At 55.4% G+C, this 21142-nt stretch carries 23 protein-coding genes and 1 riboswitch; of the genes, 9 read left to right on the forward strand and 14 right to left on the reverse strand.

What is annotated here, in order from left to right; genetic code table 11:
- The first annotated feature begins 228 nt into the window (after nt 1-228).
- Nucleotides 229-399 carry a hypothetical protein gene (locus CJP46_RS36655; protein ID WP_179281295.1) on the forward strand — a complete coding sequence of 57 codons (171 nt, stop codon included), beginning with the start codon at nt 229-231 and terminating at the stop codon, nt 397-399.
- A 268-nt stretch (nt 400-667) separates the two neighbouring features.
- On the opposite strand, the gene CJP46_RS23800 is transcribed toward CJP46_RS36655, so the two are convergent.
- Nucleotides 668-2551, reverse strand: a complete 1884-nt coding sequence (locus CJP46_RS23800) for a bifunctional diguanylate cyclase/phosphohydrolase (protein WP_094598107.1) — start codon at nt 2549-2551, stop codon at nt 668-670.
- 187 nt (nt 2552-2738) lie between these two features.
- On the opposite strand from CJP46_RS23800, the gene CJP46_RS23805 reads away from it, so the two are divergent.
- From CJP46_RS23805 to CJP46_RS23815, 3 genes are all read left to right on the forward strand, one after another.
- Nucleotides 2739-3110, forward strand: a complete 372-nt coding sequence (locus CJP46_RS23805; RefSeq protein ID WP_256992494.1) for a metal-sensitive transcriptional regulator — start codon at nt 2739-2741, stop codon at nt 3108-3110.
- A 47-nt stretch (nt 3111-3157) separates the two neighbouring features.
- Nucleotides 3158-3358, forward strand: coding sequence for a copper ion binding protein (locus CJP46_RS23810; RefSeq protein WP_076172696.1), 201 nt, complete (start codon nt 3158-3160; stop codon nt 3356-3358).
- Nucleotides 3359-3545: 187 nt separating this feature from the next.
- Entirely contained in the window at nt 3546-5984 is a 2439-nt protein-coding gene (locus tag CJP46_RS23815; protein WP_094598108.1) for a heavy metal translocating P-type ATPase, read from the forward strand.
- Nucleotides 5985-6146: 162 nt separating this feature from the next.
- Here the strand turns inward: CJP46_RS23815 and CJP46_RS23820 are convergent, their stop codons facing one another.
- Nucleotides 6147-6530 (reverse strand): MerR family transcriptional regulator, encoded by a 384-nt coding sequence (locus CJP46_RS23820; protein ID WP_094598109.1) that lies wholly within the window; start codon nt 6528-6530, stop codon nt 6147-6149.
- Between the two features lie 301 nt (nt 6531-6831).
- Between CJP46_RS23820 and CJP46_RS23825 the strand changes: the two genes are divergently transcribed.
- The gene (locus CJP46_RS23825) at nt 6832-7872 is read left to right on the forward strand and encodes an NAD(P)-dependent alcohol dehydrogenase (RefSeq protein WP_094598110.1); all 1041 of its coding nucleotides are present in this window, start codon (nt 6832-6834) and stop codon (nt 7870-7872) included.
- Between the two features lie 136 nt (nt 7873-8008).
- Here the strand turns inward: CJP46_RS23825 and CJP46_RS23830 are convergent, their stop codons facing one another.
- The gene (locus CJP46_RS23830; RefSeq protein ID WP_094598111.1) at nt 8009-8629 is read right to left on the reverse strand and encodes a histidine phosphatase family protein; all 621 of its coding nucleotides are present in this window, start codon (nt 8627-8629) and stop codon (nt 8009-8011) included.
- A 293-nt stretch (nt 8630-8922) separates the two neighbouring features.
- Between CJP46_RS23830 and nfsA the strand changes: the two genes are divergently transcribed.
- Together nfsA and CJP46_RS23840 are read left to right on the forward strand one after the other, a co-directional pair.
- Complete coding sequence (nfsA, locus tag CJP46_RS23835; protein ID WP_094598112.1) at nt 8923-9666, forward strand: oxygen-insensitive NADPH nitroreductase; 744 nt, start codon at nt 8923-8925, stop codon at nt 9664-9666.
- Between the two features lie 291 nt (nt 9667-9957).
- The gene (locus CJP46_RS23840; protein ID WP_094598113.1) at nt 9958-10731 is read left to right on the forward strand and encodes a hypothetical protein; all 774 of its coding nucleotides are present in this window, start codon (nt 9958-9960) and stop codon (nt 10729-10731) included.
- 135 nt (nt 10732-10866) lie between these two features.
- Here the strand turns inward: CJP46_RS23840 and CJP46_RS23845 are convergent, their stop codons facing one another.
- Complete coding sequence (locus CJP46_RS23845) at nt 10867-11313, reverse strand: nuclear transport factor 2 family protein (RefSeq protein ID WP_094598114.1); 447 nt, start codon at nt 11311-11313, stop codon at nt 10867-10869.
- A gap of 67 nt (nt 11314-11380) precedes the next feature.
- A complete protein-coding gene (locus CJP46_RS23850) occupies nt 11381-12007 on the reverse strand; it encodes a VOC family protein (RefSeq protein ID WP_094598259.1) in 627 nt (208 codons plus the stop codon).
- 179 nt (nt 12008-12186) lie between these two features.
- On the opposite strand from CJP46_RS23850, the gene CJP46_RS23855 reads away from it, so the two are divergent.
- Nucleotides 12187-12636, forward strand: a complete 450-nt coding sequence (locus CJP46_RS23855) for an SRPBCC domain-containing protein (RefSeq protein ID WP_094598115.1) — start codon at nt 12187-12189, stop codon at nt 12634-12636.
- Between the two features lie 68 nt (nt 12637-12704).
- Here the strand turns inward: CJP46_RS23855 and CJP46_RS23860 are convergent, their stop codons facing one another.
- The 9 genes from CJP46_RS23860 to CJP46_RS23900 form a co-directional block, all read right to left on the reverse strand.
- Nucleotides 12705-13607 (reverse strand): TatD family hydrolase, encoded by a 903-nt coding sequence (locus CJP46_RS23860; RefSeq protein ID WP_094598116.1) that lies wholly within the window; start codon nt 13605-13607, stop codon nt 12705-12707.
- A complete protein-coding gene (locus tag CJP46_RS23865) occupies nt 13604-14416 on the reverse strand; it encodes an ABC transporter ATP-binding protein (protein ID WP_094598117.1) in 813 nt (270 codons plus the stop codon). The genes CJP46_RS23860 and CJP46_RS23865 overlap by 4 nt, the downstream gene beginning before the upstream one ends.
- Before the next feature lie 30 nt (nt 14417-14446).
- Nucleotides 14447-15205 (reverse strand): ABC transporter permease, encoded by a 759-nt coding sequence (locus tag CJP46_RS23870; RefSeq protein WP_094598118.1) that lies wholly within the window; start codon nt 15203-15205, stop codon nt 14447-14449.
- Entirely contained in the window at nt 15202-15495 is a 294-nt protein-coding gene (locus tag CJP46_RS23875; RefSeq protein WP_076172706.1) for a thiamine-binding protein, read from the reverse strand. Before CJP46_RS23875 ends, CJP46_RS23870 begins: the two co-directional genes overlap by 4 nt.
- 67 nt (nt 15496-15562) lie before the next feature.
- Complete coding sequence (locus CJP46_RS23880) at nt 15563-16615, reverse strand: ABC transporter substrate-binding protein (RefSeq protein WP_094598119.1); 1053 nt, start codon at nt 16613-16615, stop codon at nt 15563-15565.
- Between the two features lie 281 nt (nt 16616-16896).
- Nucleotides 16897-17009: riboswitch (TPP riboswitch) on the reverse strand.
- A 72-nt stretch (nt 17010-17081) separates the two neighbouring features.
- Nucleotides 17082-17468, reverse strand: coding sequence for a VOC family protein (locus CJP46_RS23885; protein ID WP_094598120.1), 387 nt, complete (start codon nt 17466-17468; stop codon nt 17082-17084).
- A gap of 189 nt (nt 17469-17657) precedes the next feature.
- Nucleotides 17658-18260 (reverse strand): CGNR zinc finger domain-containing protein, encoded by a 603-nt coding sequence (locus tag CJP46_RS23890; RefSeq protein WP_094598121.1) that lies wholly within the window; start codon nt 18258-18260, stop codon nt 17658-17660.
- Nucleotides 18261-18273: 13 nt separating this feature from the next.
- Nucleotides 18274-19014: an MBL fold metallo-hydrolase gene (locus tag CJP46_RS23895; protein ID WP_094598122.1), complete on the reverse strand. Its 741-nt coding sequence runs from the start codon at nt 19012-19014 to the stop codon at nt 18274-18276.
- Between the two features lie 153 nt (nt 19015-19167).
- Complete coding sequence (locus tag CJP46_RS23900) at nt 19168-20397, reverse strand: MFS transporter (protein WP_094598123.1); 1230 nt, start codon at nt 20395-20397, stop codon at nt 19168-19170.
- A gap of 213 nt (nt 20398-20610) precedes the next feature.
- Between CJP46_RS23900 and CJP46_RS23905 the strand changes: the two genes are divergently transcribed.
- Complete coding sequence (locus CJP46_RS23905; RefSeq protein ID WP_094598260.1) at nt 20611-21030, forward strand: pyridoxamine 5'-phosphate oxidase family protein; 420 nt, start codon at nt 20611-20613, stop codon at nt 21028-21030.
- Nucleotides 21031-21142 lie beyond the last annotated feature (112 nt).

Raw genomic sequence — 21142 nt, forward strand, 5'->3', positions numbered from 1 at the left:
AGCCTAAATATTCCATGAAATGGGATATTTGGCGGCTGACTTGCCGGATACCGGAGGATCCGGCAGGATTTCTCCGGCTGGGGCACCTGAGCCCCGGTCACCGCGGTTCAGCCCGCGAGGACCGGGATCAGCCATTTTCAGCACATTTTCAATAAGTTTCAGGTCTCGATATAATAAAAAGGGAATTCCCGATGAACGAAAAAACTGAAATCAGGAGTGATGTTATTCATGAGTTTGGCTGTGTTGGAACGTCGGAGTGAGCTGCTGAAGAAACGGATCCAAGAATTGATCATCAAAGATAACCAGTACGGAATCAGTCGTCAACAGAACATGTTCCTGCAGCACATGATTAAGGAATTACACCAAACGTCATACGAACTAAACACGGAACGCGGGTAAGTCGGCTGGGCTTATCCGAACGGGCAGACAGAAAAAGGGTACCCGGTAGGGTATCCTTTTTTAAGATATAAGAAAGGACAAGCTTCGAAGCCTAGGCTTCCTTATATCGCAAGAAAAACTACCGTTAAATGCGGTCTGGCTTCAAAGAATACGCGCCGTTAGACGTTTTCCTTTATGGAAACGGGACGGGTCGGTCGAATAAAATGGAAGAAACCCGGGGCAGACATGCGCCGGGTTTTCCGTTCATATATATAGAATAGGTTTGGATTCAGGATGTTGATGCCGAACCCAAATAGAGAGGATTCAGATCCGAAGCCAGGAAGGTTTTGCCCTGCTGTCTGGCTTCGATATACCGGATGAACAGCTCGGTCAGGTCCGGGTCAAACTGGGTGCCGGCACAGGCGCGCAGCTCGCGGATCGCATCTTCGACCGATTTGGTGTTCTGGTACGGCCGCTCCGAGGTCATGGCGTCAAAAGAATCGATCACGGTGAGCATCCGGCACAGCAGGGGGATTTCCTCCTTCTGATACCCGTGCGGATATCCCTTGCCGTCATACCGTTCATGATGCAGCTCGATATAGGGGATCAGCGCTTTGAATTGATCCTGAATGAGCGCGATCTCCTTGCCCCAAACGACATGTTTTTTCACCGTATCCCATTCCGATGGGCTCAGCTTGCCCTGCTTCCGGATAATGTCGCGTGGTATTTCCAGCTTGCCGATATCGTGGATGAGTGCCCCGAGCACGAACTGCTTCCGGCTGACCGGGTCCAACCCGAGTACTTTGCTCATATCCATGGCGTAGCGAAACACCCGCTTGGAATGCTTAAACGTATCGATATCCTTGTACAGAAACAGGCTGAGCAGCTGCTCGATGTTTTTCACGTCCTGGGCGATGTCCTGTTCATCCTGTACAGGCAGGGACTCCCCGTAGATGTGCACGGTGTTTTTGCCTTGCTTCTTGGCTCCGTACAGCGCCTGGTCGGCCTTGTCCACCAGCAGCGACTTGTCGTGGATGTCGGGCTTATATCCGGAAATGCCGGCTGAGAAGGACAAGCATCCATGCGGAAAAATTTCCACCCCTTCGAAAGGGGTGTCGTTGATCCGTTTGCGCAGACGGTTGATAAACTGGAGAGCCTGCTGCGTATCGTAACCGGGCATCAGCAGGGAAAACTCCTCGCCCCCGTACCGGGAGGCGGAAATGCCGGCCGCTTCCGATTCCTCTTTTAAAATTTGCCCCATGAGGCCCAGCAGCCGGTCGCCCTTCAGGTGACCGAATTGGTCGTTGTATTTTTTGAAATCGTCGATATCGACCATGGCCAGAGACAGAGGCTTGCCGGAATTTCTCGTCTGCTGCAGCTGCACGTCGAGAATCTGCTCGAAGTAGGTATGATTGTACAATCCTGTCCGCTGATCCGTATTGGCGCGTTCCTGCACCTGCTGATACATGCCGAACTGCATCCGGAACAGATGGGACAGCAGCAGGCTGATACCGAGAAACAGCCCCAGTCCCGCTACGCCGTTATGGACGATCAGGATCGTGAGCACGAGGGAGAGGATCAGGATGCATAAGTAGACAAGCATCGATTCCCGCAGCAATCCCTTCAGCAGGGCGTACAGGCTGTCCCGGTTGCGGTACATCAAGCAGTAATATAAGCTGATACATACGAGATTCAGTATAAAATAGGTCACGAGCGCGCCGATGTATGCCGGTAAATGGGCGTTCTGGAGGAAGCCCTCACGGCCGCCCAGGAGATGAAACATGCCGCCTGCGCCGGAAATCATGATGGAATAGATGGAGAAATTGAGTAAATGCTTCCACCAGGCCATCTTCCGCTCAATGAAGGCGAAAATGACCGCGCTGACCAGCAGCATGACCAGAGAAGCCGCGCTCCCGTACGTAAAGACGCACGCCAAGTACACGGCCGAATCCATAGACTGCTTGCTTCCGTCCGGGGGAACTTGGAAGGTATACATATACAGGACCAGTGATACGGCAAGCATGGAGCCGAGAAGAAACCAGTCCGCCGAGGTATATTGGAAGGACAGGCGGTGCATGTGAAGCAGAAACAGAAGGGTGCCAAGCAGGCAGAACACCAGCGTGCCGATCAACCCCGGGATTTGCTGTTGCGTAAAAAGGCGTTTTTTAAACATAAATTTTTCTCCCTGCAGGCCAAAAAATGTTAAGCGAATCAGATGTTTAATTCGCCTTATGAATTCTTAATTCCTTTAAATTTCACGGTGGAATGGAAATAGAATCATCATCTGACCGTTCATCGCTTGAATACTATTGGGGGGTATCGTATAATAAAGATATCAAAGCGGTATTGGAGGTGTCTTCATGGCGAAGGTCGAAATGAAGGTCGAAGGAATAACGGGCGGTGCTCCGCTCTCCGCTGCCGGTTCTGACAGTTCCTGTGAAGCGGGATGCAGCGAGCGGCACAGCCACCATTCGGAACAAACCAAGAACAATCTGATTACCCGTTTGAACCGTATTGAAGGACAGATCCGCGGCGTGAAAGGCCTGATCGAGAAAGATACCTATTGCGATGATGTGCTGAATCAGATCGCGGCGATCCAATCGGCCCTGAACGGCGTAGGCAAGCTGCTCCTGGAGGGCCATATGAAGAGCTGCGTGGTCGAGCGGATCGAGTCCGGCGACCATGAAGTGATTGACGAGCTGCTGGTTACGGTGAAGAAATTAATGAAATAATACCTGCAAGAAGAGCAGGGATTATCCAATTTAAGGAGGAATATATGATGAAGCAGGTTACATTGAACGTACAAGGCATGTCGTGCAACCATTGCGTCAACGCTGTAGAAGGCGCGGTGAAGAATGCCGGCGCCGCAGGCAAGGTTGATTTGCCGTCCAATACGGTGACAGTGGACTACGACGAGAACAAAGTGAGTCTGGACACCATTAAGGCAGCAATCGAGGATCAAGGCTACGATGTTGTCTAAGCTTTATGGCATGCGAATGTAACGCCTTCTGAAATGAATTACACAGAAGCTGGCGGAGGCGAGGGCTCCTCCGCTTATATGAGGCAGCGGTGCGAATTTACGTGATTTGCGGGCGCTGCCTTTTTTGACTCGAGTGTATACCCCGCTGGGGTATGCCATAGTCTTTGGGATAGGAGAGAACGCGGCCATGGAACAGCATACACCGGATCATTCGGAGAAGCATACGACCCTGCCCATTACGGGGATGACCTGTGCGGCCTGCGCTGCCCGGATCGAGAAAGGACTCGGCCGGATGGAAGGCGTCAGCCGGGCGAACGTTAACCTGGCGCTGGAGAAGGCCACCGTCACTTTTGATCCGAAGCAGACGAACCTGAAGCAGCTGGAAGACAAAATCGTGTCGCTTGGCTACGGCACGATGAAGGAAACGATGGATTTTGACATTACGGGAATGACCTGCGCGGCGTGCGCGACCCGGATCGAGAAGGGACTCGGCCGGCTGCCCGGCGTGACGCAGGCGAATGTCAATCTGGCGCTGGAAACGGCCCGGGTGGAATACATGCCGGGGACGGTGACCGTTCAGGACATGACGCAGAAGGTCGAGCAGCTCGGGTACAAGGCGATTCCGAAGCAGGAAGCCAAGGATACCGCCGAGCTGCGCCGTCAGGAAATCCAGCGCAAACGGTGGAAATGGATGATGTCGGCCATTCTCTCCCTGCCGCTGCTCTGGGCGATGGTGGGCCACTTTTCCTTTACGGCGTGGATTCCTGTGCCGTCGCTGTTCTTGAACCCCTGGTTCCAGCTGATTCTGGCTACGCCGGTACAGTTCATTATCGGCGGGCAGTTCTACGTCGGAGCTTATAAAGCGCTGCGCAATTGGAGCGCCAACATGGACGTGCTGGTCGCTCTGGGCACATCCGCCGCTTATTTTTACAGCCTGTATCTGACCATTGCTTCCGCGGCGATGGGGATGCACCATTCGGTGGAAATGTACTACGAGACGAGCAGCATTCTGATCACGCTGATTCTAGTGGGCAAATGGTTTGAGGCACTGGCCAAAGGCCGGTCCTCTGAGGCGATCAAGAGCCTGATGGGGCTTCAGGCCAAGACGGCGCTCGTCCTGCGAGAGGGGAAGGAAGTCAGCATTCCGGTAGCGGACGTGGCCGCCGGGGATACCGTGATCGTCCGTCCCGGGGAGAAGATCCCGGTGGACGGGCGGGTACTCGAAGGATCGTCGTCTGTGGACGAGTCCATGCTGACCGGCGAAAGCCTCCCGGTTGAGAAACGGGCCGGGGACAACGTGGTGGGCGCCACGCTGAACAAGAACGGCGTGCTGCGCATCCGGGCGACGAAGGTCGGCAGTGAGACGGCGCTGGCGCAGATTATCAAGGTAGTAGAGGAGGCGCAGGGCTCCAAGGCGCCGATCCAGCGGATCGCCGACGTCATATCCGGCATCTTCGTGCCGATCGTGGTCGGCATTGCGATCTTGACCGGGCTGGCCTGGTACTTCCTCGTGAACCCGGGCCACTTTGCGCCCGCCCTGGAGAAGGCCATTGCGGTGCTCGTTATCGCCTGCCCGTGCGCGCTCGGTCTGGCGACGCCGACCTCCATTATGGCCGGCTCCGGCCGGGCCGCGGAGTTCGGTATCCTGTTTAAGGGCGGGGAGCATCTGGAATCGGCGCAGGATGTCCAGGTGGTGGTGCTGGACAAAACCGGCACCGTCACCAGCGGCAAGCCGCAGCTGACGGACGTGGTTCCCGCGCCGCTCATGACCGGGCAGTCGCTGCTGCGGATGACCGCAGCGGTCGAGAAGCATTCCGAGCATCCGCTGGCGGAAGCCATCGTGGCGGGCGCGATGGAGCGGAGCAAAGGGCTGCCGCTGCCGGAAGCGAAGGATTTTGCCAATCTGCCGGGCTACGGCGTTTCCGCCCGGGTCGACGGCCGCTTCGTGCTGATCGGCACCCGGAAGCTGATGGCCGAACGCGGAGTGGCGCTGGACAGCGCTCTTCCGGTGATGAATCGGCTGGAGGAGGCCGGGAAGACGGCGATGCTGGTGGCGGTGGACGGCAGATATGCCGGGCTCGTAGCCGTCGCCGACACGATCAAGGAGACGTCGCGCGAGGCGGTGTCCCGCCTGCAGGAGATGGGCATCGAGGTCGTCATGATCACCGGCGACAACGAGCGGACGGCGCAGGCGATTGCGGCCCAGGCCGGCATCCGCCGCGTGCTGGCGGAGGTGCTGCCGGAAGGCAAGGCCGAGGAAGTGAAGAAGCTGCAGCAGGCCGGCCGCAAGGTGGCGATGGTCGGGGACGGCATCAACGACGCCCCGGCCCTGGCCACGGCCGATATCGGCATGGCGATCGGCACGGGAACGGACGTGGCGATGGAGGCCGCCGACGTCACCTTGATGCGGGGCGACCTGAACGCCATCGCCGACGCCATTCTGATGAGCCGCCGGACGATGGGCAACATCAAGCAGAATCTGTTCTGGGCGCTCGCTTACAACACGATCGGCATCCCGATCGCCGCGGCGGGCTTCCTGGCCCCATGGCTGGCCGGTGCCGCGATGGCGTTCAGCTCCGTGTCGGTCGTGCTGAACGCGCTGCGATTGCAGCGGGTGAAGTTGTAAGCCGCTGAGAGACTTAAGGGGCGGCAAGGGCTATGCCAGTCTCTGCAAATCAAATTCGCCCAAGGGAACCGGATGAATACCGGCCCCTTGGGCTTTTTGCGCGTAAACGATTCGCCCTGGTTTCTCTGAACAGGACTACTTTTGATCCACGGGTCGATTCGATCAAATTTTAATGTCCGCCTGATCCCTTCGGGCTTCGAGAACATCGTACAGCGCCAATTTGTAATTGATTTTATCCATATTGCGGTAGAGCTCTGCTATTTTCTTTTCAATTTCCTTCTTATGCTGAAGCATCATCGCTTTTCGTTCCGAAATGGTGAAATCGCCCTCTTGATACAATTGGACATATTTTTGGATTTGAGCGATGGGCATGCCTGTCGCCCGAAGTGCGGTAATGAAATGGACCCATTCCAGGTCTTCTTCATCGTATTGGCGTTTACCGTTCTCATCGCGTTTGACATGAGGGAGCAAGCCTTCATTTTCATAGTACCGGAGTGTAGAAGCCGATACTCCTGTCATCTGTGTGACTTCTTTTATACTGATCATGTGATGAACCTCTCTACTATTTTCATTAAAGTTAACTTTAACATAAATCAAGTTCAATGATAGCAGAAATGAGCGGAGGGATTGAAAAAAGGTTGGGACGGCAGTCGGGCAAATGGAGCATATCGAGCGAAAGGAGCGAATGGAGAGAAACTTTCAATAAAGAAATCAGCAAGTATAAGCTTTTTATGCCAAATAACTCGGATCTCGCCAGTGAAGAAAAATGCCCTTGACTTAAAGTGAACTTTAAGTTCTATGCTATAAAAGCAGTCCAAATTCATGAGTAAAGGAGTAGAGAAAAAATATGTGTAAAACACGCGTGCTCAGCGCCCCGGGCGCTAAAGTGCCTTTCGAAAAAACAACGATTGAGCGGAGAGAACTGCGGCCGGACGACGTTTTAATCGATATTCAGTATAGCGGGATTTGCCATTCCGATATTCATAGTGCCTACGATGAATGGGGCGGGGGAATATTCCCGATGGTTCCAGGTCATGAAATTGCCGGCATCGTAGCGGCCGTAGGATCTGAAGTAACCAAATTTGCGTTGGGTGACCGCGTTGGGGTGGGCTGCTTCGTTGACTCGTGCGGAGAGTGCGAATACTGCCTCATGGGGGAAGAACAGTATTGCACGAAGGGTGTCGTTCAGACCTATAATTCACGGGACTATGACGGCAATCCAACTTACGGTGGATACAGCCAAAAAATCGTCGTTACAGAAAGATTCGTTGTCCGGATCCCGGACGGTCTGGAGATGAGCGAGGCAAGCCCGCTGCTCTGTGCCGGCATTACCACGTATTCCCCATTGAAGCATTGGAACGCCGGTCCGGGCAAAAAGGTTGCCATATTGGGAATGGGCGGACTCGGCCACCTGGCGATCCAATATTCGCATGCGCTGGGTGCGGAGGTTACGGTTTTGAGCCGGTCCACCGATAAAAAAAGCGAAGCGCAGAGCTTTGGCGCAGACCATTACTTTGCCACCAGCGATCCGGATACGTTCAAGACGCTGGCCGGCCGTTTCGATCTCATTCTGAACACGGTATCCGCGAATCTTGACGTTGACGCGTATCTATCACTCCTTCGCGCAGACGGTACGCTTGTCAATGTCGGTGCACCAGGTACACCGGATCAGTACAACGTATTTTCCCTCATTATGGGCCGCCGCAGCATTGCCGGGTCGCTCGTTGGTGGGATTCGGGAGACTCAAGAGATGCTGGATTTTTCGGCAGAGCACGGCATTGCTCCTAAAATCGAGGTGATCCGCGCCGACCAAGTCGACGAGGCTTATGAACGCGTCCTTCGCAGCGACGTGCGGTACCGGTTCGTGATCGACATTGCTACGCTGTAAATGACGCCAATCTTTCACAATGGAACTCGCTCAAAAGAATAACGGATCGGCCATGCTTCATGCATGGAGATGGATCCATCCAAGCCCCGGCAGGGCTTTCGTTACATGATCCCCTGCCGGGGCTTTGTGCTGCCGGCTACTTCTGAAGATGCCGGATGGAGGCGAAGCCGGCCAGAACGAACATGCCGTTTCCGCCGGATAGGACGGTTGTGATCGAGCACTCCGGCACCAGCTCGCTCTGCCTGGAGACAAAGGACGGGTGCCAGCGGTTCAGCTCGCTCTCGGGAAAGGCATTGATCAGAAAGTCCGTGATCAGTCCGCCGTGGGTGACCAAGGCGAGATGTTTACCCGGATGCTGCCGCGCCTGCTCTGACAGGAGCGAAGACAAGCGGCCGCCGGCCTGCCTCGCCGAGTCGCCGACGGGAGGCACCTCATCCCGATTGCGCGTGCATTGTTCCCACATGCGCACAAACTCTTCGAAGGTTTGGCCGGCGAGGTCGCCCCAGTTGGCCCGCTCCCTGAGCCGGGCATCCGTATGCACTGGAAGGCCGGACGCTTCGGCGATATATCCGGCTGTATCCGCTGCCCGCCGAAGCGGGCTGGACACGATCTCGGCCAGGGGCAGCCGGCATAAATGCCGGGCGGTTTGCTGGGCCTCCAGCACTCCCTCGGGGGAAAGCGGGACATCGCCTATGGCGCGGACCTTGGTGCCGTGCCGGACCAGATAAAAGGTAGTGTTCTTGGTGATCCGTTTCATGAGGGGACCTCCTTCGTATAGATCGCTAATCTTAGGTTCAAGTTGTTAATGTGTTGAACAAAACGACAAATTAATTTGACAAAAATTAAATTAGATGTTTATTAAAATTAGTTTAATGGATTTCTTTTAAGAATAGAACCGGGGGAGGCGCCAGCGCATCAACTTTTTGAAGGGACGAGGATTGGTTTATAATAAAAGGGTCCCGTGTCTGCCTGTTTGCACGTGATTGCAGGCGCGATTCAACCATGAGACGGCTAGTCAACAACCACTCGACGTTAGGGGATGTGTTACTAATGAATGAGGTTATATCCTTAATAAAAAATCATCGCTCCATCCGCAAGTTTAAGGATGAACCGGTCACGGAGGAGCAGCTGCACGAGATCATTGCCGCCGCCCAGTGCGCTTCCACTTCCAGCAATGTACAGGCTTACAGCGTCATCGCGGCGACGGATCCGGCTTTGAAGAAGCAGCTGGCCGAATTGGCCGGCAATCAGGCCTATATCGAGGAATGCCCGGTGTTTCTGATCTGGTGCGCGGATTTGCACCGTCTGGATCAGGTCACCGCCGGGCACATGACCGGCCGGGGTTCGTACGTGGATTCGACGGAGAATTTTATCGTAGCTACGGTCGATGCGGCTTTGGCGGCCCAGACGGCAGCGGTCGCCGCGGAATCGCTCGGGCTTGGCATCGTCTATATCGGCGGCATCCGCAACCGGATCGCCGAATTGTCCGAGCTGCTGAACCTGCCGGAGCTTGTCTACCCGGTATTCGGCATGTGCCTTGGCGTGCCGGATCAGGAGCCGGGCATTCGTCCGCGGCTGCCGGTGGAGGCGGTTCTGCATCGCAACGGCTACAACGAGGAGCGGATTCAAGAGCCGGTGCAGGATTATGACCAAACGATGCAGCGCTACCTGTCGGAACGTACCGGCGGCAAGCGGGATACGCCGTGGTCGCAGATCATGGCCGATCGTCTGGCCGAGCCGATCCGGCTGCATATGCGGGAATTTCTGAACGGCAAAGGCTTTATGAAACAATAAACCGGCAGCCGCCGACTCGATCATGATGAAAAAGAGACTTGCGTCTACGAACGCAAGTCTCTTTTTATATACTTGATGTGCCAAATTTCCTTTTCCTGGGTAAATAACTTAGGAATGGTGACAAAACCTTCATTCAAAAGTAACGGAGGACCCCTTTTATAGACAAGCAGGGGTCTCTATAATGCTTATATTCGCTCATCCCAGCTCAAAGATTTAGAAATGATTTATTTTATGGAAAAGGAGCAGCCATACATGCGGACAAGATTCAAAACTGTACTGCCAGGATGCTGTATGCTTCTGGCATTAGCGGGTTGCACGGAGCCGGGCGGCCTGAATGACGGCCTTGGAATGACTCCCGCTCCCATCAGCGCCGGTGAGGAGGCAGAAAAGCCCGCTGTGGAGAATGGGCATTCATCAGGCGGGGCAGCCGGAGCACCGGAGCAGGAGGTGCAAGGCAGTAACGCCTCTTTTGCCGATCAGATGAAAACCCTGACGAACACGGGTACCGTCAAAAGCTTGAGCTATTCCCGGCTCACCCAAAAATACGTATACATCAAAACTGCGGACAGCAGCAGCTTCGAGGTTTATTTCGGAGACTATCAGGCGAAAACGGAAAAGCTCGTCATCAAGCATACATACAGCGCCAAGGAGTCAAGCGTATCCTTAAGCCCTACCGGTCCATACTTTATCGTCACCCGCGTGACGAGCCGCAATCCCGACCGCTATAAGTCGGACCTTTACTATACCGGAGATTTGAAGCCCTACGCTGCGCTGAGCACCTTCGGCGAGCCCAAATGGGACGAGAACGGCAGGCTGATTGGGTCTACGGAATATTTCGATAAGCATCCGAATACGTACCAGAGCCGGATCAGCGTCGTTTCCTTAAAGGCCGCTCCGGATCAAGAAGGGGTATTCGACCAGACCGTCACGGTGGTGAAGGGCCCGGCTACATCCCGAAAAACCGGCGTCATCTTCAACATGACCAAGGTGGACAAAAACATGATTTACTATCAGGAGCTGAATCTGAATACCAAACGTATCGAAAACAAGCAGGAGCTGTATTAAGCCCTGGCACTGCCCGTATGCAAGCCGTCAGTCTTCAAAATAAGGGGTCTCCGGGTTTTTGGGGTGGACAAGGGCTTTTGATTTGGGGAACGTATGCATGCTCATTCTAATGCGGGGCGCCGAGAACATCGGCTCCTACGCATGTGAGTCGATCTGCGCCGAGCCTGAAAGCGGTGTGGGGTCGAAGTATCTGACCTCGTAGACGCGCTCGGCGAACTTCCAGCCGTCCTCTGTGCGCCGGTAGCGGTCGTGGTACACGGCGTAGTTGAGTCCGCTCCTGCCGTTTTGCAGACGAGCGAGCTCAGAGAGGTAGGCACGGCCGACTGCGGTATCGCCCTCGAGTTGGATGATGCCCGGGTGCGTCGTTTGCACGAAAAAGTCCCACTGACTCTGGAGCCGCTTGCTCCCGTCGCGAATCTGTTCCCGGCCGGTAAGCTCAACCAAGTTGGGGATTCGCCACACGCCGTCCTCCGTGAACAGCGACGCAAGGCGGTCGGGGTCGCGCATCATCACCGTGTCGGTGAATTCGCCGCGCAGCGCCTCGATCTCGAAGCGATCAACAATACGCTGAATGTTGCTCATTGGTTGTTCCTCCTCATATTTGCGGTTTCGTTGAAGATGCGTTACCGGTTGGCTCTCGGATTCTCCTTTATATTGGGATCGAAGGTGTACCTTCAGCAAACTCGCCCGCGTAGGAACGTTCGTGTAACTCCGTAAGTGTTGCTCCGTCTTGCCAGGCTTTCAAGAAGGTTTCCGGGTTAACCATGACTCCGAGTGCTTCGATGGGATTGGAACTTTTTTGGAGCGCGCGCATGGCTTCCAGACCTTTGAGCAAGTCAGGTCCGTAGTTGTCGACTTGGAGTTCAAGGGCATTGTTGTCAGGATCCCGGTAATAAAACGACGTATTTGGACCATGATTCATCGCCATGTACGGCAGTAGGCCCTTCTGTTTCAGGCGCTGATACGTCCGCATGAGATCGTCAACGCTGTAAATGAATGCTACATGATGCATGCCCGCGCTTGCAGGTACCTGTTCGATGCATGTGGGATCGTGAAAGAGGACCAGGCGATGGTGAGCCAGATCGAAGGTGTAAAAACCCCCAATGCCCTCCACTTCAAGGGACGGTTTGACTCCGAGGAAGGTGCGATAGAACTCCCGCATCTCCAGAAACTTTGCCGTTTTGAACCCAATGTGATGCAGTTGAATAGGTGGAATACCGGCCTCGTCGAGGCGGTCCTGCTCATGTTGTGGAGTTGCCATCATCTGTTTAGTCATATAGAAGATCAGCTCCTGTTCATTTTTTACGCGATTTGCATGCCGCCGGCTGACAAACAAATCCGTTTGCGCTATCATGTGACTATAAAGTCACTTATGATACCCTCATCATATGTTGCTGAAAGGTAACATGTCAAGCGGTTCAAAATCATTTTTTAAGAATTGGAGCGTGAAACGAAATGGAAAACAGCCCTCGTCATGTAAGTCGGATCGCGATTAAAGCAACCCCTGAACAGGTTTGGCAAGCGATTACGGATCCGGACAAGACGTCGAAATTTTGGTACAACTGCGGAATCCGTTCCGATTGGCAAATCGAGTCTCCATTCGAACTATGGAACGGAGAAGAAAAGAGAGCGGAAGGGATCATTGTCGACATCGATCCTCCGAGTAAACTCGTGATGAGTTGGCGATATGTTTCGTTTCCGGGGACGAAAAATGAACCCCCGATACGCATTACGTGGGAAATCGGTTCACACGACGAGCTTAAGGGCGTGACCCTCGTAACCGTTGTACATGATGACCTAGATCAAGCCCCCCAAACTGCAAAAATCGTTGAAAGGGGATTTCCGATTGTGCTTTCAGGCTTAAAGACGCTGCTTGAAACCGGGGAGGCGCTTGTGGGCGGCTAAAACCCGAAATAGTGTGTAAAAAGAAAAGGGCCTGTCCCCAAGCGGGCAGACCCTTTCTGTATTAAAGTTTATCGTGGAATGCCGTAAAAACGGCAGGCATTGGCATGCAGCAGCGCTCTGGCCTCCGGCAGGGGGACGCCACGGATGCTGCTCCACACCCGAGCCACCTCCGCAGTCATGCGGGGATGGGTCATCTGCCCGGCGAACGGCCCCTCGAACGGCCAGGGTCCGTCCGTCTCCGTCATTACCTGGGAGACGGGATACTGGCGCGCGAGCTCCTGGATTTCCGCTTCATAGGCGATGTCCGGCGTAAACGAGACGTAATACCCGCTGTCCGCCATGCGCCGTACGGTGTCAGCCGATCCTTTGAACCAGTGGAAATGGGCGCGGGAGACGCCGTGCTTCTCCAGCAGATCGCAGGCGATATCCGCATCTTCATATACGGCATGCAGCACGATCGGCTTGTCATGGTCCCGGGCAAAACGTACGAAGCGCTCAAGAAGCGCCTCGTACGGTCCGTTATCCCAAGAAAGCCCGGCTTCGCCGGCCTCCAGCCGCGAATAGTACGGCAGGCCGACTTCGCCGACGGCGACCATGTCGTCCGCATGCTCCGCCATCCAGCCGAAGAGCGTGTCGATCTCATGGTCAGCAGGGAGCGGCTGCTCGGGATGAAAGCCGAAGGCTGGATAGACTTGCCCGGGCCAGGCCTGAGCAAGCTTCAGATTGGCTTGGCTCGATGCCAGGTCCATGGATACGCCAATGACGGCTTCAACGCCGGCATCCATGAGGCTCCCGAGCAGCGCCCGGGTCTCGTGCTCCTTATAGGTATCGAGATGAATATGGGCATCGATCAAGGGGGCGAGCGGGAGCGGGGCTCGGTTCGCCTCCGTCGGGGATGCGGACGCCGCATTCCTGTCCGGGGCTATCACCTGGCCGTTGTTAGACCGGGCTTCGCTGTGGTTGTCACTCATTGGCGTGAGCCTCCTTGCTGTGCAGCCTGCATTTTTCGCTGCTCCTCGCGCATCCATTCGCTCAGCTGACGCTTCAGCTGCAGAAACTCGGGAGCCTCCGTCACTTCCTCGCGCCGCGGGCGCGGAAACGGCACGTCGATGGCGTGCAGTACCGCGGCCGGCCGGCTCGAGAAGACGTAAATGCGGCTCGAGAGCAGCAGCGCCTCCTCGATGTTGTGCGTAATGAAGAGAACCGAGCGGCGGTTCTCCTCCCAAATGTCGAGCAGCCACCGCTGCATGTCGCTGCGGGTCAGCGCATCGAGCGCGCTGAACGGCTCGTCGAGGCACATCAGCTCCTGCGGGCTGAGCAGCGCGCGGAGAAAGGCCGCCCGCTGCTGCATGCCGCCCGATAGCGTATGCGGATGGGCCTTCTCGAAGCCGGCCAGGCCGACTTTGGCGAGCCAGCGCCGCGCATCCTCACGCGCCTCCCGGCTGACGGGGCAGTGCACCTCCTGGGCCAGCAGCACATTGTCCTCGATCGTCCGCCATGGGAACAAGGCGGGCTGCTGCGGCATGTAGCTGATATGCCCCTGCTGCCCGGTCACCTCGGCGCCGTTCATCCGGACGGTGCCGGCATCCGGGCGGGTCAGCCCGCCGATCACGTGCAGCAGCGTGCTCTTGCCGCTTCCCGACGGTCCGATGATGGACACGAATTCGCCTTTGCCCACGGTCAGTGAGATATCGCTGAGCACCGGCAACGTCCGGCGTTTCTCTTTGAAGCTTTTGCTGACGGAGACGATCTCCAGCGCAGGCGTGGTTTCTTTATTCATCACGGCATTCCTCCTTTCCGGCTTGGCCCGCTAGCCCTGCTTCGGCTTCCAGCGGACGAACCATTTTTCGAGCAGCGCAATCAGCCCGAACATCAGCAGGCTCAGCACGACGATGATCATGATTGCCACGAACATGCGGTCGGTGCGGTAGCCCGATTTTTGCAGCATCATATAATAGCCGATGCCCTTGTCTGCCCCCAGCCACTCGGCGATTATCGCGCCCATGACGCTGTAGGTGGCGGCGATTTTAATGCCCGAGAAAATGGAAGGGAGCGCGTGAGGCAGCTCCAGCTTGGCGAAGATTTGGCCCTTGCCCGCCCCGATCATGCGCATGTAGTTCATCATGACGGGATCGGTCTGCTTCAAGCCGCCCAAGGCGGCGACCGCTACCGGGAAGAAGCAGACGAGCGTGATGACGATCAGCTTGGGCAGGAGGCCGAAGCCGAACCAGATCATCAGCAGGGGGGCGAGGGCGATCGTCGGGATATTTTGGCTTAGAATCAGCAGCGGATACAGCGCCTGCTTCAAAAACGGAATCAAATGCAGAATCAGTGCGATGATCAGCCCGATGGCGGTTCCGATGGCGAAGCCGAAGACGGTCAGCTTCAGCGTGGCCCATACATGCTCCCACAAGCCGCCGGAAGCGGCCGCGGCTTCCCGGGCGATGTCGCTCGGCGCGGGCAGAATCCATTGTTCGATATGAAACAGAGAGGTCAGAAGCTGCCATACGAGTAAAAAGAAGATGACCGCCACGAGGGGCGGCCATACGTTTTTCCACCAGCTTCTCATGGACGGTACTTCTCCGTCAGCTTGTCCATGCTGATTCCGCCGGGATTATGGGCGATTTTGACCTGGGAGATGATGCTTGGGCTGCCTGCGGCCACCAAAGCTTCGTGCATTTTGCGCACGACGTCCAGCAGCTCCTCCAGCTCGCCCTCCATCGTCGTTTCCAGCGGATGCACCTCGTGCTTCACGCCGGATTGCTGAATGACCTCAATGGCGCGGTCGACGTAGGCGTAAGAGTCTTCGTTTCCCGGGGTCTTCGGGATCACCTGAATGCTTAACAGCGTATTGGCCATGCGAATCAACTTCCTCTCTTCATAGGTTACGTCATTAGGTTACGGGTATTTTAGGCTTTTGGGCGGTTTATTGTTCCGGCAAAAAGTCGTTCGTGTACGCGCTCTTCACGTCCAGCGGCTTGTCCAGCAGCTTGTGCTCGTACATCCAGTCGGAGTAACCCTTCCAGATCTGTTCCTTCTGCTCGCCCCAGCGGGCTGCGTCGTCCTGATATTTAGGACTTAACCATTTCTGGCTCTCGGTCACCAGCTCCTTGTCGAGGTCCGGCACGTCCTTCAGCAGCAGATTGGCGGCGTCTTCCGGCTTGTCGATCGCGTATTGGTAACCTTTGGCGGTCGCGCGCATAAACGCTTTAACCAGCTCGGGGTCATCCTTGATCTGCTTCTCGTTCGTTACGAGGACCGGCGTGTAGTAGTCCAGCTTCTCGGAATAATCTTTGACATACAGCATGTCCAGCGGCTCGCCGCGCAGCTTCGCCTCGATTCCGGTCCAGCCGTAGAAGATCCAGGCGAAATCGATGTCCCGCTTCACGGCGGTAAAATAATCGGCGTCGCCCATATTGACGATTTTCACCTTCTTCACGTCGGCTTTGTCGATCTCCATGATGGATCCCATGACGGCTTCTTCGACAGGGGAGCCCCAGCCGCCGTAGGTTTTGCCTTCAAAATCCTTCGGCGCCTTGATGCCCCGATCCACCGGTGCGGCAAAGCCCGACGTATTGTGCTGGATGACCGCGGCGATTGAGACGAGCGGCACGCCCTGTGTGCGGGCCTGGGTCACGCTCTCCTGATAACTTACGCCGAAGGGCGCCTTGCCGGAAGCGACCATGGCGTCGGCGCCTGTGGAGCCTGGCTGCACGATTTCGACGTTCAAGCCCTCTTCTTTATAGTAGCCCAAGTCTTTGGCAACGTAGAGCCCGGTATGGTTCGTGTTGGGCGTCCAGTCGAGGACGACTTTGACGTCCTTCAGCGGCTTCGCTGCCGTGTCGTCCTGGCCTGCCTTGTTATCGGAAGCAGATGTACCTTCCCCGCTGCCCGTATTGTTCTGGCTGCCGCCGCATCCGGCAAGCGCCAGTACGAGCATGCAGACCAGCAGCAGAAGGCCGATGGATTTGTTCTTCATGGCTTTGTCTCTCCTTTGATGTCCGGTCGTTCTTGTTTTCTCTGTAGAATCATCGACCGGTGATCCCCTCTCCCCGTTATATTTAGAATCGTAAGCCGATCTGAGTGCTATTCATAAGAAAAACGTCTATCGACGTACATTCAAAGAAGCCAGACCGCATTTAGCGGAAGTTTTTCTTGCGATATAAGGAAGCTGAATCTCCGAAGCTTAAACTTTCTTATATCTATAAAAAAGCGCCCCGTAAACGGGACGCTTCATATGCGCAAGATCAGCACGGCGGTATGCCGTGACAAATGGTTTCCTACGCTGGCATTACCCAGATCAGGTTAAAAGGGTCAGTATCTTGAAGGGATACAATCTCAGCCGGCCAATTCCAGCACCCCGGATTCTATAAGGTTTTCGGGTTGTTTTCCTCCCATATTATAGTCCATCCCCATGGGGGTGTCCAGACATCCGCACGATTCCATTATCTCTGGAAGAACTCGATCCATTCTTTTTCCGGACCATAGATAAAGAAATATCGGTATCCGTTCGGCAGGGTCACGATTTCCTGATCGATCAGCTCCACGCCGTCCAACCCTTTGATCCGCGCAAATTCCTTCTGGATGTCGTCGACATGGATCGCAAAATGGTGCACCGTGCCCTCGGCCGGCAGGTCGTAGCTGTAGCCTTGAATGAGCTCGATTTCCGTCTCGTCGCTGCCACCGAATCCGAGAAACGCCAGCTGGAACACGCCGTTGGTGTGCGTCAGTCTGCCTTTAAGCTCCAGGCCTACGATTTCGGTATAAAATCGAATGGTTGACTCCAAATCCCGCACGACGATTCCAACATGATCCAAACGTTTATTAGCCATATGTATAAGCTCCTTTTCATAATACTTGTAACGGGTTTGCCCTAAATTAAGGTCATTATAGCACTTAAATCCGAGCTGTACAGTAGGGGATGAAAAAGGGGCGGTTGCATGAACTAAAAAAACACCAGCAGCGCATCAGCAGCTCCATTGACAAAAGCCCGGGAAGTCCGTCAGACTACCCGGGCTTTTTTAGTTCCCGTGTTGCTGTTTCTTTTTTGCATAAAATTCGGCCGCCTTATGGCGGTTGCCGCAAGTTTCCATGCTGCACCAGCGCCGCTTGCCGCTCTTGGAGGTGTCCACAAAGTGCAGGATGCAGTCGTCATGCTCACAGATCCGGATGCGATCCGGCGATACACTTGCCAGCGTCTCGAACAAGGAGCGGACGATGGGATACAGCACCCCCTGGACCGCGGTTTGTCCGTAGGTGATGAGAAGGGGAATGCCTTGTGCACCCCGCTCGGCCCGAAGCGCCACGTCTAACTGTGCCGCTTCGGCCTTCATGGCGGCGAATGCCTTATCCGACAATGTACCTCCATGGTCCAGGTCTTCTAGAACGAGCCGGCACACGCCGCGCAGCCGGAGCAGTTCGGGCAGCAGGTCTTTCCGCGGCACTGCTGAAGCTGCGCCTGCGGTATTGTTCAAGCCGTGCAATTCATTATCGTGAAGCCATTCGTCCAAATATCCCGGATCCTCCAGCATATCCGTGACCTGATGCTCCCGCATGCGTACCGTATTGGCGAGGTTGATCCACAGGGCGCCTCCCAGCACATTTCGGGAAGGGGACTTATCCATGATGCGTCATCCTTTATAAAGTAATCGTTTCCTTCGTGTTCAGGAATGCTATGTCCATTGTATCACCAACCGCGGTCCGCAGGCGATTCTGCCAATCGGGAGTCTGCCGGTATACGGGCGGATGATGGATGGCGGTATGGTGGATCGGCACCAGCCGCGTGGCCCCCAGAACGTGTGCGGCCGCGACCGCTTGCTCAGGAAGCAGCGTAATCGGCATACCGCTGGGCGGCTGAAGATCAGGACGTTCCAGAATGGCGCCGTTCACCGGCAGGCATATTGCATCGAACGGGCCGTGAGCGGCGGCGATTTTCCACCAGTAGCCGTGCCACAGCGTATCTCCGCAGTGGAGCAGGCGGCGCTCGCCGTCGCTTAGCGCCCAGGCGATCTGCGTGTCCCCGACTCCGTCAACGGAGTAAGTGGCCGTAGCGCTCAGCGCACCGATTTGGAACGCATCGCCGACCGAAGCGCCGGTCACTCGGTTGAGGCCGCTGTTCTCGGCGAGGAGGACGCTCTCCTGTGGGAGGTACACGGGAATGTCAGCCCCGTAAGCTTCGATAATAGCCCGGGGATCAAAGTGATCCGTATGCTCGTGGGTGATCAGCACCGCATCTGCCGGGCCGTATTCGCCAAGTGGGAAGAGAGGCTCGTGAGACTGGCCGAAAACGGCCGGAAAATGGTAAAGCGGGTCAATGACCACCGATGTGGCTCCTGTCGTCACCCGAATGCCTGCCCAAGGAAGCTTTTGAAGTTCCATGTCATCCATCTCCTTTGTATAACTCCTAAAATATATATAACCGGTTATAAATGGAGTATACCCGGAATTTTATAACCTGTAAACATTATTTTAAAGGTTATGGATACCGGAGAAAAAAAAGCAAGCCAGACAGCCTGCTTTTTAAGGTGTTGCTTATTTTCCCGTACCTGACGGCTCCTGGAGTCCGCCTTGGTGAACAAGCTTCCGCCGCTGCAGCTGGAAGGCCGCAAAGCTGAGCACGACCATACCGACGGTGAACACCGCAAGCATCCAGGCCGACTGGTTCACTTCCAGATGGTCTAGGCTCCAGCCCATGAAGAGCGGCAGGATGGCTCCGCCGACGCCGCCGGAGGCGATCAAAATGCTGGGCGTCGATTCTTCGCTGCCCTGCAGCAGCTTGCTCGCAAACACGAGCGCAATCGAGAAGATCCCCGACATGAACAGCCCGAGCAGCAGGATGATCGCGAAAGCTGACCATACCTGGCTCATGAGCGGGAACACGATCAGCAGCACCAGGGTGATAAGGCAGCTGAACAGCACGTAGACCCGATAATGAATCTTTTCCGCGATGACCCCGGAAAAGATCCGCCCGACCGACATCGCGACCCAGAAACAGGTGACGCTGAGCGCCGCGGGGGCTTCCTTCATGCCCATTTTCTCAATCAGGATGGCGGGCATAAAGTTGGCGAGACTCATTTCGGTGCCGACGTACAGAAAGAAAAATACGATAAAGAGGACCAGAATGCCGAAGGCTCCGCCTTGGTAAGGGAAGCGTTTTGCCGCGGCATGATCTTGACCGGACACGGAAGCCGAGGGCCCTTTGGCGCCAAGTACGGCATCGATTTCGCCGAAGGACGTCTTGGACCAGAACAGCAGCGTGACGAGTGCGATCAGCGAGATAACGAGAAACGAAAACCTCCACCAGCCTTCGGTAATGAATCCGCTTGCGATCAGAGGCATGACCATGGCCCCGACCCCGAAGAAGACCTCCAGGCGGCTCATTGCCACGGCGGTTTTATCGGTAATCGCCGCAATGATAATGGTCCCGATTACCGCCTCGATCATGCCGAAGCCAAAGCCTGCGCACACGGCAATGACGTACAGCCACTCCCAAGGGGGCAGCAGGGTGTAGACCAGCTCGGCGGCCGTGAGCAGGCCGATGGCGATCAGCAGCCCGCCCCTTTTGCCGAAACGGCGGTTCAGCCATGGGGAAACGAGCACGCCGGCCAGAAAACCGGCGAACTGGGTAAAGATCAGCGTCCCGCCTTCGCTGTATTCACGGTGATAGTGCTCCAGCAGCACGGGAAGGACCGATCCCAGCACGACATGCGCCAGGCCGATCAGAAAATAGGATAGACATCCTATCCAAATGAGTCGTTTCATGATGAACTCCTTTACAGTATTAATTCAAGATGCGGACAAGCCGGGTCATAGCCGGCATCTCCATCATAACAAGGTATTCAGGGCACGTCATGCCTATTCTTGGATAAAAGTTGCCGTGTTCGAAGGTTCATCTCACTCCGGTCAGGGTACACTATGGTTACGGGCTACGGCCCATGGGACAACACGAAGCTGAAAGGAGCGGAGCATCTAGAGATGGAAGCGAAAATCATACTGGAACAAAATCTGGCCAAAATACTGGATCACAACCAGTTTTGCTCATTGGCCACGGTGGAAGGTAACCGGCCAAAGCAGCGGTATATGGCTTTATATAATCAGGGCCTCAGCATCCATCTGGTCACTGACCGCAAAACCCATAAAGTCGAGGAGCTGGAGGAGAACCCGCACGTATCCCTGCTGCTCGGCTATGAAATCGGGGGATCGCGGGAGGTTGTGGAGATTGAAGGAACCTGCAAAATAACGGAGGAGAATTCTCTGCGCCACCAGATTTGGAAGGAAGAATTCAAGAAACAGTTTACCGGACCCGATGACCCGGATTATGTTCTACTCGAAGTCACACCCGTCCGTGTAGAATATACGGGAAAAGACGGGGAAAAACACGAATGGATTGAGTAGATTTGCTCTGTCCATAAGGAATTGGAACCATTTTCATAGAGCGGTAATACGCCCTGATGCTCGAGACCTTGTTCTCGGGCATTATTTTTTGACAATTGGATGTTTTTGTCTT

Source organism: Paenibacillus sp. XY044 (assembly GCF_002257645.1).
Taxonomy (GTDB): Bacteria; Bacillota; Bacilli; order Paenibacillales; family Paenibacillaceae; genus Paenibacillus_AQ.

Coding starts and splice junctions, on each gene's coding strand:
- nfsA (WP_094598112.1), top strand. CDS start 8,923: ATGAATGAGGTTATATCCTTAATAAAAAATCATCGCTCCATCCGCAAG.
- CJP46_RS23850 (WP_094598259.1), bottom strand. CDS start 12,007: ATGACTAAACAGATGATGGCAACTCCACAACATGAGCAGGACCGCCTC.
- CJP46_RS23900 (WP_094598123.1), bottom strand. CDS start 20,397: ATGAAACGACTCATTTGGATAGGATGTCTATCCTATTTTCTGATCGGC.
- CJP46_RS23895 (WP_094598122.1), bottom strand. CDS start 19,014: ATGGAACTTCAAAAGCTTCCTTGGGCAGGCATTCGGGTGACGACAGGA.
- CJP46_RS23855 (WP_094598115.1), top strand. CDS start 12,187: ATGGAAAACAGCCCTCGTCATGTAAGTCGGATCGCGATTAAAGCAACC.
- CJP46_RS23890 (WP_094598121.1), bottom strand. CDS start 18,260: ATGGATAAGTCCCCTTCCCGAAATGTGCTGGGAGGCGCCCTGTGGATC.
- CJP46_RS23870 (WP_094598118.1), bottom strand. CDS start 15,205: ATGAGAAGCTGGTGGAAAAACGTATGGCCGCCCCTCGTGGCGGTCATC.
- CJP46_RS23840 (WP_094598113.1), top strand. CDS start 9,958: ATGCTTCTGGCATTAGCGGGTTGCACGGAGCCGGGCGGCCTGAATGAC.
- CJP46_RS23885 (WP_094598120.1), bottom strand. CDS start 17,468: ATGGCTAATAAACGTTTGGATCATGTTGGAATCGTCGTGCGGGATTTG.
- CJP46_RS23810 (WP_076172696.1), top strand. CDS start 3,158: ATGAAGCAGGTTACATTGAACGTACAAGGCATGTCGTGCAACCATTGC.
- CJP46_RS23905 (WP_094598260.1), top strand. CDS start 20,611: ATGGAAGCGAAAATCATACTGGAACAAAATCTGGCCAAAATACTGGAT.
- CJP46_RS23845 (WP_094598114.1), bottom strand. CDS start 11,313: ATGAGCAACATTCAGCGTATTGTTGATCGCTTCGAGATCGAGGCGCTG.
- CJP46_RS23875 (WP_076172706.1), bottom strand. CDS start 15,495: ATGGCCAATACGCTGTTAAGCATTCAGGTGATCCCGAAGACCCCGGGA.
- CJP46_RS23825 (WP_094598110.1), top strand. CDS start 6,832: ATGTGTAAAACACGCGTGCTCAGCGCCCCGGGCGCTAAAGTGCCTTTC.
- CJP46_RS23805 (WP_256992494.1), top strand. CDS start 2,739: ATGGCGAAGGTCGAAATGAAGGTCGAAGGAATAACGGGCGGTGCTCCG.
- CJP46_RS23865 (WP_094598117.1), bottom strand. CDS start 14,416: ATGAATAAAGAAACCACGCCTGCGCTGGAGATCGTCTCCGTCAGCAAA.
- CJP46_RS23880 (WP_094598119.1), bottom strand. CDS start 16,615: ATGAAGAACAAATCCATCGGCCTTCTGCTGCTGGTCTGCATGCTCGTA.
- CJP46_RS23820 (WP_094598109.1), bottom strand. CDS start 6,530: ATGATCAGTATAAAAGAAGTCACACAGATGACAGGAGTATCGGCTTCT.
- CJP46_RS23815 (WP_094598108.1), top strand. CDS start 3,546: ATGGAACAGCATACACCGGATCATTCGGAGAAGCATACGACCCTGCCC.
- CJP46_RS36655 (WP_179281295.1), top strand. CDS start 229: ATGAGTTTGGCTGTGTTGGAACGTCGGAGTGAGCTGCTGAAGAAACGG.
- CJP46_RS23860 (WP_094598116.1), bottom strand. CDS start 13,607: ATGAGTGACAACCACAGCGAAGCCCGGTCTAACAACGGCCAGGTGATA.
- CJP46_RS23830 (WP_094598111.1), bottom strand. CDS start 8,629: ATGAAACGGATCACCAAGAACACTACCTTTTATCTGGTCCGGCACGGC.
- CJP46_RS23800 (WP_094598107.1), bottom strand. CDS start 2,551: ATGTTTAAAAAACGCCTTTTTACGCAACAGCAAATCCCGGGGTTGATC.